Genomic DNA, 12,423 nt, shown 5'->3' with positions numbered 1-12,423 from the left:
CCGCGCCCGCGTCACGACGATACGGTTGCGTTCCGACGCACTGCGCCCTAACCTCGCCGTAGCGACGATACGGACCCGTCCTCTCCCTCGGCCGGCGCCGAGCGGAGCCCTGACGCCCCGACCCCCGGCGAAAGCGACCCTTGTGACCACCGCGACCGCACCCCCGACCGCATCCGCCCCCGCGACGCCTCCGGCCGCCGCGGACCTGGCGGCGGCGCACGGCCTGACCCTCAGCGGCGCCCGCCCCTCCCTGCCCCGCTACCTGGCGGAGCTCTGGAACCGGCGCCACTTCGTGACGACCTACGCGACCGCCCGCATGCAGGCCACCTACAGCACGGCGAAGCTCGGCCAGGTCTGGCACCTGGTGACCCCGCTGCTCAACGCGGCGGTCTACTACTTCATCTTCGGCATGGTCATGCGGGCCAGCCACGGCGTGCCCGACTACGTGCCGTTCCTGATCACCGGCGTCTTCGTCTGGGACTTCATCGGCAGCTCGATCAACGCGGGCACCCGTTCCGTCCACAGCAACCTCGGCCTGGTGCGCGCCCTGCACTTCCCCCGCGCGAGCCTGCCCCTCTCCACCGTCGTGCAGCTCTTCCAGCAGCTGCTCGTCACCATGGGCGCCCTGGTCGTCCTGTTGCTGGCCTGCGGCCAGACACCCGGCCCGGCCTGGCTGCTGGCCGTCCCGACGCTGCTGCTGACGGCCGTCTTCGCCGCAGGCTGCGCCATGGTCATGGCCCGCATCGGCAGCAGGAGCCCGGACGTCAGCCAGCTGATGCCCTTCGTCCTGCGGACCTGGATGTACTCGTCGGGTGTCATGTGGTCCATCGACCAGATGCTGAAGAGCGACCACCTGCCGCACTGGGTGCTGGCGGTGCTCAAGTTCAACCCGGCGGCCGTCTACATCGACCTGATGCGCTTCTCGCTCATCGACAGCTTCCCCGCGCACGCGCTTCCGCACCACGTCTGGCCGGTCGCCATCGGCTGGGCGCTGCTCGCCGGAGCCGGCGGGTTCGTCTACTTCTGGAAGGCCGAGGAGAGTTACGGCCGTGGCTGACACCGCAGGGGGAACCCGCGTCCCCACCGTCATCGCGGACGACGTCCACGTCGTCTACAAGGTCCACGGCGGCGCCCGCAAGGGCGGCGCCACCGCGGCCCTCAGCCGGATCTTCTCCCGCGGGCCCGCCTCCGGCGTCCGCGAGGTGCACGCCGTCCGGGGCGTCAGCTTCACCGCGTACGAGGGCGAGGCCATCGGCCTCATCGGCTCCAACGGCTCGGGCAAGTCCACCCTGCTCAAGGCCATCGCCGGGCTCCAGCCGGTGGCCCGCGGCGCGGTCTACTCGCACGGCCAGCCCTCGCTCCTCGGCGTGAACGCCGCGCTGATGAACGACCTGACCGGCGAGCGCAACGTCGTGCTCGGCGGCCTGGCGATGGGCATGAGCCGCGAGCAAATCCGCCGGCGCTACCAGGGCATCGTCGACTTCTCCGGGATCAACGAGAAGGGCGACTTCATCTCCCTGCCCATGCGCACCTACTCCTCCGGCATGGGCGCCCGGCTGCGGTTCTCCATCGCCGCCGCCAAGGACCACGACGTGCTGATGATCGACGAGGCCCTGGCCACCGGTGACGCCGCCTTCCAGCGCCGCAGCCAGGACCGCATCGAGGAGCTGCGCGAGCGCGCCGGCACCGTCTTCCTCGTCAGCCACGGCATCAACACGGTGCGCGAGACCTGCGAACGCGCCCTCTGGCTGGAGTCGGGCGTGCTGCGCATGGACGGCCCCGCCGAGGAGGTGTGCGCCGCGTACGAGGCGTTCACCGGCGGAGGCGGCGCCTGAGGCGGGCGCGCCCCCCGCACACGGACGGGCCGGGCCCGGGACCGCGAAGGTCCCGGGCCCGGCCCGTCCGGCAAGAACGCCTAGCTGTGCGTGCGCAGCAGCGACCGCATCGTCCGCATCGCCACCGACAGGTTCGCCAGGTCGAAGTCGTCCGAGCCCCGGATCTCGTCCAGGGTCGTCCGGGCCCGGCCGATGATCGCCGCGTTCCTCTCCTCCCAGGCCCGGAACCGCTCCTCGGGAGTGGAGCTGCCGTCGCCCACCGACAGCACGTCGGCGGTCAGGGCCGCGTGCGCCGCGAACAGGTCCTCGCGGATGGAGGCGCGGGCCATCGACTGCCAGCGGTCGGACCGCGGCAGCTCGATGATGCGGTCCATGAGCTGGGTGATGTCCAGGCGGTCGGCGAGGTCGTAGTACACCTCGGCGACGTCCAGCGGAGCCACGCCGGTGCGGTCCGCGATCGCGACGACGTCCAGCGTGGGGAAGGCCGAGGAGAAGCCGGCCACCTTGGCCGCCAGGTCCTCGGGGACGCCCTCGCCGATCAGCTCGTCCATGATCGACTGGTACCACTCGAGGTCGGCGCCGCGCACCAGCTTCGGCAGCTCGGCCCAGACGTGCCCGACCCGGTCACCGAAGAACTCGATGGTCTCGGTGATCTGCAGCGGCTGCGGCCGGTTGTTCAGCAGCCAGCGCGTACCGCGCTCGACCAGGCGCCGCGAGTGCAGCCGGATCCGGGTCTGGACACTGGCCGCGACCTTGTTGTCCAGGTCCTCGACCGCGTCCCACACCTCGTCCAGGCCGAAGATCTCACGGGCCGAGAGCTGCGCCCGGACGATCTCCTCCGTGGAGGCCCCGGTCTCCTCGCGCAGGCGGTGCAGGAAGGTCGAACCACCGGTGTTGACGGTGTCGTTGACCAGGAGGGTGGTGATGATCTCCCGGCGCAGCGCGTGCCCGTCGATCTGCTCGGGGAACTTCTCGCGCAGGGCGGCCGGGAAGTACGCGAGGAGCAGCCGGCGCAGGTACGGGTCCTCCGGCAGTACGGTGTGGATGAGCTCGTCCGCCAGCGTGATCTTGGTGTAGGCGAAGAGGACGGCCAGCTCCGGCTGGGTCAGGCCGCGGCCGTTGGTGAGCAGTTCGCGGATCTGCCGGTCGGTGGGCAGGAACTCCAGCTGGCGGTTGAGCAGCCCCTCGCGCTCCAGGCGGCGCATGAAGCGCTGCTGCGCGTGGAGCAGGCTGGGGGCCTGCGCGGCGCCGTTGGCGAGCGCGGTGTTCTGCGCGTAGTTGTTGCGCAGCACCAGCACGCCGACCTCGTCGGTCATCTCGGCGAGCAGCTTGTTGCGCTGCTTGACGGTCATGTCGCCGTCGGCCACGACCGCGTTGAGCAGGATCTTGATGTTCACCTCGTGGTCGGAGGTGTCCACGCCCGCGCTGTTGTCGATGGCGTCGGTGTTGACCCTGCCGCCCTCGCCGCCCGCGCCCGTCCGGGCGAACTCGATGCGGCCGAGCTGGGTCAGGCCCAGGTTGCCGCCTTCGCCGATGACCTTGGCCCGAACGTCGGAGCCGTTGACGCGGATGGCGTCGTTGGCCTTGTCGCCGACGTCCGCGTGCGTCTCGGCGGTCGCCTTGACGTAGGTGCCGATACCGCCGTTCCACAGCAGGTCGACGGGGGCCTTGAGGATGGCCTGCATCAGCTCGGCCGGAGTCATCTTGGTGATGCTCGCCTCGATGCCGAGGGCCGCGCGGACCTGCGCGGTGACCGGGACGGCCTTCGCCGAACGGGGGTGGACGCCGCCGCCCGCCGAGATCAGCGAGGTGTCGTAGTCCGCCCACGACGAGCGCGGCAGGTCGAACAGGCGCCGGCGCTCGGCGTAGGAGGTGGCCGCGTCGGGGGACGGGTCGAGGAAGATGTGCCGGTGGTCGAAGGCCGCCACCAGGCGGATGTGCTCCGAGAGCAGCATGCCGTTGCCGAAGACGTCGCCGGACATGTCGCCGACACCGACGACCGTGAAGTCCTCGGTCTGGGTGTCGTGGCCGAGCTCGCGGAAGTGCCGCTTGACGGACTCCCAGGCGCCGCGGGCGGTGATGCCCATGCCCTTGTGGTCGTAACCGGCCGAACCGCCGGAGGCGAAGGCGTCGCCGAGCCAGAAGTTGTACTGGTGCGCGACCTCGTTGGCGATGTCGGAGAACGTCGCGGTGCCCTTGTCGGCGGCGACGACCAGGTAGGTGTCGTCGCCGTCGTGGCGCACCACGTCCTGCGGGGGCACGACCTCGCCCGCGACCAGGTTGTCGGTGATGTCCAGCAGGGCGGAGATGAAGGTGCGGTAGCAGGCGATGCCCTCGGCGAGCCAGGCGTCGCGGTCCACCGAGGGGTCCGGGAGCTGCTTGGCGACGAAGCCGCCCTTGGCGCCGACCGGCACGATCACGGTGTTCTTGACCATCTGCGCCTTGACCAGGCCGAGGATCTCCGTACGGAAGTCCTCGCGCCGGTCGGACCAGCGCAGGCCGCCGCGCGCGACCTTGCCGAAGCGCAGGTGCACGCCCTCGACGCGCGGCGAGTACACCCAGATCTCGTAGGCGGGGCGGGGCGCCGGCAGGTCGGGGATGGCCTGCGGGTCGAACTTCATGGACACGTAGTCGTGCCATTCGAAGCCCCGCGCCTCCTGGAAGAAGTTGGTGCGCAGGGTCGCCTTGATGAGGGTGAGGAAGGCCCGCAGGATGCGGTCCTCGTCGAGCGAGGCGACCTGGTCCAGGGCCCCGTCGAGCTCCTCCAGCATGGCGTCGACGAGCTCGCTGCCGGCGGCCTGGCGGCTGGGCGACAGCCGCGCCTCGAAGAGGGAGACCAGCAGCCGGGTGGTGTGGACGTTGTTGCGGAGGGTGTCCTCCATGTAGTCCTGGCTGAAGGTGGAGCCCGCCTGGCGCAGGTACTTGGCGTACGCGCGCAGCACGACGGCCTGCCGCCACGTCAGCCCGGCGCTCAGCACCAGGGTGTTGAAGTTGTCGTTCTCCGCCTCGCCGTTCCAGACGGCCGCGAAGGCCTCCTGGAAGCGCTCGCGGGCGTCGTCGCCGAGGTAGGCGTCGCCGCTGGCGCCGACGGCGGGCATCCGCAGGCCGAAGTCGTAGATCCAGGCACTGACCCGGTCGGAGCGGCGCAGTTCGTAGGGCCGCTCATCGGTGACCTCGACGCCCAGGCGCTGGAGCACGGGCAGGACCGCGGAGAGGGAGACCTGCTCGCCCGTGCGGTAGATCTTGAACCGGCGCTCACCGGGGGCCGCGCCGACGGGCTCGTACAGCGAGAGCGCGAACGGCAGGTCGCTGGCGGAGAGCCGCTCCAGGTGGCAGAGGTCGGCGACGGCGGCGCGCGGCGAGTGGTCCGCCTTGTAGCCCTCGGGGAAGGAGGTGCCGTAGCGGCGCAGCAGCTCGGCGGCGCGCTCCTCGCCCAGCTCGGCGACCAGGGCCTCGGAGAAGCCGTCGGTCCAGGACCGGGCGGCTTCGACGAGGCGGCCCTCGATGCGCTCGACGTCGCCGTCGGTGAGGACCGGCAGCTCCTTGCCCTGGGGCACGCGGACGACGAAGTGGATGCGCGAGAGGATCGACTCGGTGTTCCAGGCGGTGAAGTCGACGCTGATGCCGTCGAGCTCCTCCTTCAGGATGTCCATCAGCCGCAACCGGACGCCGGTGGTGAAGCGGTCGCGCGGCAGGTAGACGAGCGCGGAGTAGTAGCGCCCGTACTCGTCCTGGCGCAGGTACAGCCGCAGCCGGCGGCGCTCCTGCAGGTACAGGACGGAGGTGACGATCTCGCGGAGCTTGTCGACCGGGGTCTGGAACAGCTCGTCGCGCGGGTAGGTCTCGAGGATCTGCAGCAGGTCGCGGCCGTCGTGGCTGCTCGGCGCGAAGCCGGCGCCGTCGAGGACCTCGCTGACCTTGCGGCGGATGACGGGCACCCGGCGCACCGACTCGGTGTACGCGGCGGAGGAGAACAGGCCGAGGAAGCGGCGCTCGCCGACGACGTTGCCCTCGGCGTCGAACTTCTTGACGCCCACGTAGTCGAGGTAGGAGGGGCGGTGCACGGTGGAGCGGCTGTTGGCCTTGGTCAGCACCAGCAGGCGGTGCTCGCGGGCCTTGGCACGGGCGTCGGCGGGCAGCCGGTTGAACGACGGCGAGACGGGGTGGCCGTCGTCCTTGCCGCTGTGGTGCGGGTCGGAGCGCAGGATGCCGAGGCCGGTGCCGGGCACGGCGGCCAGGGAGTCGCCGTCGACGAGGTTGTACTCGCGGTAGCCGAGGAAGGTGAAGTGGTCGTCGGCGAGCCAGCGCAGCAGCTCGCGGGCCTCTTCGAGCTCGTATTCGCGCAGGTCCGGGGCGGTGGGCTCGTCGGGCAGGCCGGCGGCGATGCGCAGCGCCGCGTCGCGCATCTTCTCCCAGTCCTCGACGGACTCGCGTACGTCGGACAGGACGCGCAGCAGGTCGCCGGTGATCTGCTTCAGGTCGGCGCGGTCGGTCTCGCGGTCGATCTCGACGTGGATCCAGGACTCGACGAGGGAGTCGTGGGGGCGCGCGGTCCTGGGGCCGTGCGCGTCGCAGTCGGGGCCGAGGATCTCGATCAGCCGGCCGGTGACGTCACGGCGGACGACGACCTGGGGGTGGATGACGACGTGGATGCCGCGCCCCTGGCGGGACAGCTCGTTGGTGACGGAGTCCACGAGGAAGGGCATGTCGTCGGTGACGACTTCCACCACGGAGTGACTGGAGGTCCAGCCGTTCTCCTCGACCGTCGGGGTGTGCACGCGCACGCTCGCGGTGCCCTGCGGCCGGTTCTCCGCGAGCCGGTAGTGCGACAGCGCCGCCCCGAACACGTCGACCGGGTCCCGGTCGAGGAGGTCCTCGGGGGCGGTGTGCAGGTAGTAGCGCTGGAGGTAGGAGAGCACCGTTTCCCGGTCGGGACGCTCCCCTTGCTCGGACCCAGTCGGAAGTAGCCCCCCGGCCGGGCTGTTCTCAGCTACCCGGGCCGCCCGCGCGAGCAGCTCGGCCTTTGCTTCGTCCAGCTTGGTCTGCATTACCTGGCTCCTGTCGCGCGCCATTGCGTGACGTAGGTGAAGGAAGGATCGGCGTCGCGCCGCGAAGCGGGGTGTCCGTTTCGGGACCGGCGCTGGGCCGCGGAAGGGCCGACCGGGAGGGAATGATCCGTGGGCGCCTCGTCCCGGCGGCGGAAACCAGCGAGGGCCCGGGCACGGTGGTGCCACGGGCGCAGGAGGCTTCGGCGCCTCCGATGACTATCGCGCTGATCACGGGTACCAGGCTATCGCCACCCGCCCCGGACACGTCATGGATGTGTACAAAACTTGAGGTTGAAGTTTGACGTTCTGGACAGCGACGGACAGGACGGCGGGGCGTGGCGCTCCGACGGGCGCTATCCGGCCATTTCCCGAGCGGTGCGGACGGCCTCCGCCAGGGAGTCGACCACGGGCACCCCGGCCGATTCCAGACTGGCGCGGCTGTGCGAACCGCCCGTGTAGAGCACGGCCCGGGCGCCGACGTGGGCCGCGGCGAGGGCGTCGTCCACGGCGTCTCCGATGAGGACCGTACGCTCGGCCCTCACGCCCGTCCCGTCCAGGGCGGCCATGTGCCGTACGAGGTGCACCGCCTTGCTCGTGTGGGAGGGCCCGGTCCGGCCGTCGACGCGCAGGAAGTGCCGGTCGATGCCGTGCAGGCGGACCAGCGGGACGAGCTTCTCGTGCGGCGCGAGCGAGAGCAGCGACTGGGTGAGCCCGTCGCCCTGCCAGGTGCGGAGCAACTCGCGGGCGCCCTCGGCGAGCCCGGCGCTCTCGGCGGCGGCCCAGTAGTGGCGGTGGAAGGTGTCGTCCATGACCTGCCACTCGTCCTCGGTGGGCAGCCGCCCCATCAGCCGCTCGTAGAACTTGGGCACCGGTACGACGTACAGGTCGCGGTAGGTCTCCAGGGTGATCGGCGCGAAACCGAGCTCCGCGAAGGAGGCGTTGGTCGCGGCCATGACGGCGTCGATGTCGTGCAGGAGGGTGCCGTTCCAGTCCCAGACGATATGGGTGGGGGTCGGGATCCGCAGGTGCGCCGGGGCTTTCATGTCAGCAGCCCCGGGATCTCCTGCACCCCGAACCACAGCAGTTCGTGGTCCTCGGCGCCGTCCACGGCGGACCGCGCGTCGCCGTCCCCGGCGTCGGCGGCCGCCACGGCCCGGACGGCGGCGGCCACGTCCTCCTCGGCGTCGTCGGCGTCGACGTGGACGGCGGCGGCCACGGAAAGCCGTACGACATCGGCGAGGGCGACCCGGCCGAGGGCGGCCTCCTCCTCCCCCGGGGCGGCGGTGGCGGCCCCGTCGGCGACGTCCAGCGCGACGACGACGCGCCGGGGCGGCGCGGCCGGGTCGGCGGCGATCAGCCGGAGGGAGGCGGCCGCGGCGCGGCCGAGGGCCGCGTACTCCAGCTCCTCGATGTCGTCCGACACGTACCACTCGCGCAGCTCGGGGGTCACGGCGTACGCACGCAGCGGGCCGGGACCGAGCTCACCCGCCTTGTGCGCCTCGGCGAGCCCGGGGAGGGTCAAGGGGACGTACACGCGCATGGCCGGCTGCTTTCGGTAGTCGGAAACTCCCCCAGGATACGACCGCGCCGCCGGCCTCCGGGAGTGCGCGGGCCGCGCCACCCCCCGGCACGGGTCGGCACCGGTGGCACGTGGGAACCCTCCGGCGGCGGGGCGGGCGGCCCTCCGGGTGACGACCCGTCCCCCTTCGGGGTGCGCACGGCACGTCCGGCGCCGTCCACCCGCGGCCCGCGCCGCGGGGCGCCGGGGCCGCCGCGAGCCCGCCGGACACCCGGATAGGTGAACCGCGACCGCCGCCCGGGCCCGGTGATCGGCCGGTTGCGGAGCGTGTCCGGACCGTCGTAGATGTTCCCCATCAAGTTACCGCCCGGTACCCACCGGGCCCGTCTGTTCGGGGGTAGATCGCGATGGACACCACGCTGCGCGGCACGATCGGCGGCGAGGCGGCCCGGCGCCGCACCGGCGGCCCGTCCCGGACCCGTCCCGCCGGCCGGCGCGACACCCGGCGCCCGGTGCCCGCGCCGCGGCCGGTGCGGCTCGGCCCGCACCACTGGTTCGCCGAGCGCCTCCTGGCGGTCGTCAGCGGTCTGCGGCCGGTCCACTCGCTCCTCGGCCACACCGTCGGGCCCGCCTATGAGCAACTGGTCGTCCTGGCCCCGGCGGAGCACCTGCGCGGCCGGCTGCGGCCCGTCGTGCGCCAGTGCGGCCGCTTCACCCCGGGCCCGGGCGTCATCGAGGCGTTCGCCCGCATTTCCACCGGCGACCGCATGACGGCGATGGCCTTCCGCCTGGAACAGGGCCCGGACCTGCGCTGGCGTTGCGCCGCGGTGGAACTGCACGGCCCCGGTCCGGCCGGAGGAGGAGAAGGAGGAGGAGGAGCGACCAGGACATGACGGCGAGTCGGGGCCGGGGCACGACCCGGCCGGGGCTCGGAACGGCTGGCGCCTGACACACGACGGCCGGGGCCGGACACCACCCGCGGTGTCCGGCCCCGGCCGTCGAACCCGGCTCCGCCGGTCCTACTTCTTGCGGCGACGTCCGCCGGAGGCCTTCGCGGCCTTCCGCCGCTCCGCCCGCGTCATCCCGTCACCGGAGGCGCCGTCCGCCTCGAAGTCACCCTCGACGACACCGCCCTCACCGTCGACGGTCGGCGCGGAGAAGTGCAGCCGGTCCGGCCGCTGGGGAGCGTCCAGCCCCTTGGCGCGGATCTCCGGACGGGCCGGCTCCTTCGTCAGCGACGGCGCCGCGTCCTGCACCGGGACCTCCTCGACATGCTGCTCGACCTGGACCTCCAGGTTGAACAGGTAGCCGACGGACTCCTCCTTGATGCCGTCCTGCATGGCGTTGAACATGTCGAAGCCCTCGCGCTGGTACTCCACCAGCGGGTCCTTCTGGGCCATCGCCCGCAGACCGATGCCCTCCTGCAGGTAGTCCATCTCGTAGAGGTGCTCGCGCCACTTGCGGTCCAGCACCGACAGCACCACGCGCCGCTCCAGCTCACGCATGATGTCGGAGCCGAGCGCCTTCTCGCGCTCCGCGTACTGCTCGTGGATGTCGTCCTTGATGGACTCCGCGATGAACTCGGCGGTGATGCCCGCCCGGTCGCCCGCGGCCTCCTCCAGCTCCTCGATGGTGACCTTCACCGGGTAGAGCTGCTTGAAGGCGCCCCACAGGCGCTCCAGGTCCCACTCTTCGGCGAAGCCCTCGACCGTCTCGGCCGCGATGTACGCGTCGATCGTGTCGTCCATCATGAAGCGGACCTGCTCCTGGAGGTCCTCGCCCTCCAGGACGCGGCGGCGCTCGGCGTAGATGACCTCGCGCTGGCTGTTGAGGACCTCGTCGTACTTCAGGACGTTCTTGCGCGTCTCGAAGTTCTGGGTCTCGACCTGCGACTGGGCGGACGCGATCGCGCGCGTCACCATCTTGTTCTCGATCGGCACGTCGTCCGGCACGTTGGCCATGGCCATGACGCGCTCGACCATCTGCGCCTTGAACAGGCGCATCAGGTCGTCCCCGAGCGACAGGTAGAAGCGGGACTCGCCCGGGTCGCCCTGGCGGCCGGAGCGGCCGCGCAGCTGGTTGTCGATACGGCGCGACTCGTGGCGCTCGGTGCCCAGCACGTACAGCCCGCCGAGCTCCTTGACCTCCTCGAACTCCGCCTTCACGGCGGCCTCGGCCCTGGTGAGCGCCTCGGGCAGGGCGTGCGCCCACTCCTCGATGTGCTCCTCCGGGTCCAGGCCGCGCTGGCGCAGCTCGGCCTCGGCGAGGTCGTCCGGGTTGCCGCCGAGCTTGATGTCGGTACCGCGGCCGGCCATGTTCGTGGCGACGGTGACGGCGCCGCGGCGGCCGGCCTGGGCGACGATCGTCGCCTCGCGGTCGTGCTGCTTGGCGTTGAGCACCTCGTGCGGGATGCCGCGCTTGGAGAGCTGCTGGGAGAGGTACTCGGACTTCTCGACCGACGTCGTGCCGACGAGGATCGGCTGGCCCTTCTCGTGCTTCTCCGCGATGTCGTCGACGACCGCGGCGAACTTCGCGACCTCGGTGCGGTAGATCAGGTCCGGCTGGTCCTTGCGGACCATGTCGCGGTTGGTCGGGATCGGGACGACACCGAGCTTGTAGATCTGGTGGAACTCGGCGGCCTCGGTCATGGCCGTACCGGTCATGCCCGACAGCTTCGAGTAGAGGCGGAAGAAGTTCTGCAGGGTGATCGTGGCGAGGGTCTGGTTCTCGTCCTTGATGTCCACCCCTTCCTTCGCCTCGATCGCCTGGTGCATGCCCTCGTTGTAGCGGCGGCCGGCGAGGATACGGCCGGTGTGCTCGTCGACGATCATGACCTCGCCGTCGAGGACGACGTAGTCCTTGTCCTTCTTGAACAGTTCCTTCGCCTTGATGGCGTTGTTCAGATAGCCGACGAGCGGGGTGTTCACCGACTCGTAGAGGTTCTCGATGCCGAGCCAGTCCTCGACCTTGGCGACACCGGCCTCGTGGATGGCGACGGTGCGCTTCTTCTCGTCGACCTCGTAGTCGCCGGTCTCCTCGATGCCCTTCAGCGGCTGGCCGGCCTCGCCCTTGGTCAGGCGGGTGACCAGCTTCGCGAAGTCGCCGTACCACTTCGTGGCCTGGTCGGCCGGGCCGGAGATGATCAGCGGGGTGCGGGCCTCGTCGACCAGGATCGAGTCGACCTCGTCGACCACGGCGAAGTTGTGGCCGCGCTGGACGAGCTCGTCCTTGGACCACGCCATGTTGTCGCGCAGGTAGTCGAAACCGAACTCGTTGTTCGTGCCGTATGTGATGTCGCAGTTGTACTGCTCGCGGCGCTGCGCCGGCGACATGTTCGCCAGGATGCAGCCGACCTCCAGGCCGAGGAACTTGTGCACCCGGCCCATCAGCTCGGAGTCGCGCTCCGCGAGGTAGTCGTTCACCGTGATCAGGTGGACGCCCTTGCCGGACAGCGCGTTCAGGTACGCGGGCAGGGTGCCGACGAGAGTCTTGCCCTCACCGGTCTTCATCTCCGCCACGTAGCCCAGGTGCAGGGCCGCGCCGCCCATGATCTGGACGTCGTAGTGCCGCTGGCCGAGAACCCGCTTGGCCGCCTCGCGGACGGTCGCGAAGGCCTCGGGCAGCAGGTCGTCCAGGCTCTCGCCGTCCTGGAACCGCTGCCTGTACTCGTCCGTGAGCGCCCGCAACTCGGCGTCGGAGAGGTTGACGAAGTCCTCTTCGATGGAGTTGACCTGGTCCGCGATGCGGTGCAGTTTGCGCAGGATCTTGCCTTCGCCTGCACGCATGAGCTTGTTGAAGACGGACACCGAGGTTTGTCTCCTTGCCGGTCGGGCCTGGGCACTGTTCGTACACGGGCACGGCAGGTGGGCCCCACCGCAACGGCCATCGTAAGCGAGGACGTGGTCGCGTCGGGAGGTCCGCCGTAGCCGCGAGGGCGTGGGCGCCCGGATTGAGAACGTACGGGAGGCGCCGAAGGTGCCGCTGTTCCCGCCGGCGGTTGTGAAAAAGAGTTCCCCGGGCG

Annotated in this window: 7 protein-coding genes; 3 read left to right on the top strand and 4 right to left on the bottom strand. The window is 71.0% G+C overall.

Annotated features, from left to right (window positions below):
- Positions 1–142 precede the first annotated feature (142 nt).
- Complete coding sequence (locus tag AC07FY_RS26575) at positions 143–1,057, top strand: ABC transporter permease (RefSeq protein ID WP_479010780.1); 915 nt, start codon at positions 143–145, stop codon at positions 1,055–1,057.
- Complete coding sequence (locus AC07FY_RS26570) at positions 1,050–1,835, top strand: ABC transporter ATP-binding protein (RefSeq protein ID WP_479010777.1); 786 nt, start codon at positions 1,050–1,052, stop codon at positions 1,833–1,835. The genes AC07FY_RS26575 and AC07FY_RS26570 overlap by 8 nt, the downstream gene beginning before the upstream one ends.
- Before the next feature lie 80 nt (positions 1,836–1,915).
- On the opposite strand, the gene AC07FY_RS26565 is transcribed toward AC07FY_RS26570, so the two are convergent.
- From AC07FY_RS26565 to AC07FY_RS26555, 3 genes are all read right to left on the bottom strand, one after another.
- Complete coding sequence (locus AC07FY_RS26565) at positions 1,916–6,883, bottom strand: NAD-glutamate dehydrogenase (RefSeq protein ID WP_479010774.1); 4,968 nt, start codon at positions 6,881–6,883, stop codon at positions 1,916–1,918.
- A gap of 353 nt (positions 6,884–7,236) precedes the next feature.
- Positions 7,237–7,926 carry an HAD family hydrolase gene (locus tag AC07FY_RS26560; RefSeq protein WP_479010771.1) on the bottom strand — a complete coding sequence of 230 codons (690 nt, stop codon included), beginning with the start codon at positions 7,924–7,926 and terminating at the stop codon, positions 7,237–7,239.
- The gene (locus tag AC07FY_RS26555) at positions 7,923–8,423 is read right to left on the bottom strand and encodes a DUF6912 family protein (RefSeq protein ID WP_479010768.1); all 501 of its coding nucleotides are present in this window, start codon (positions 8,421–8,423) and stop codon (positions 7,923–7,925) included. Before AC07FY_RS26555 ends, AC07FY_RS26560 begins: the two co-directional genes overlap by 4 nt.
- Before the next feature lie 386 nt (positions 8,424–8,809).
- On the opposite strand from AC07FY_RS26555, the gene AC07FY_RS26550 reads away from it, so the two are divergent.
- Positions 8,810–9,295, top strand: a complete 486-nt coding sequence (locus AC07FY_RS26550) for an Rv3235 family protein (RefSeq protein ID WP_479010765.1) — start codon at positions 8,810–8,812, stop codon at positions 9,293–9,295.
- A gap of 126 nt (positions 9,296–9,421) precedes the next feature.
- Here AC07FY_RS26550 and secA read toward each other — a convergent pair whose 3' ends face one another.
- A complete protein-coding gene (gene secA / locus AC07FY_RS26545; RefSeq protein ID WP_479010762.1) occupies positions 9,422–12,208 on the bottom strand; it encodes a preprotein translocase subunit SecA in 2,787 nt (928 codons plus the stop codon).
- Positions 12,209–12,423: the final 215 nt, after the last annotated feature.

Source organism: Streptomyces sp. NPDC045967, assembly GCF_056430495.1.
This window is presented reverse-complemented; position numbering and strand designations above follow the sequence as displayed.

What these genes read in the sequence shown, in the direction of transcription:
- AC07FY_RS26555 (WP_479010768.1), bottom strand. Translation starts at nt 8,423, where the DNA reads ATGCGCGTGTACGTCCCCTTGACCCTCCCCGGGCTCGCCGAGGCGCAC.
- AC07FY_RS26565 (WP_479010774.1), bottom strand. Translation starts at nt 6,883, where the DNA reads ATGCAGACCAAGCTGGACGAAGCAAAGGCCGAGCTGCTCGCGCGGGCG.
- AC07FY_RS26550 (WP_479010765.1), top strand. Translation starts at nt 8,810, where the DNA reads ATGGACACCACGCTGCGCGGCACGATCGGCGGCGAGGCGGCCCGGCGC.
- AC07FY_RS26560 (WP_479010771.1), bottom strand. Translation starts at nt 7,926, where the DNA reads ATGAAAGCCCCGGCGCACCTGCGGATCCCGACCCCCACCCATATCGTC.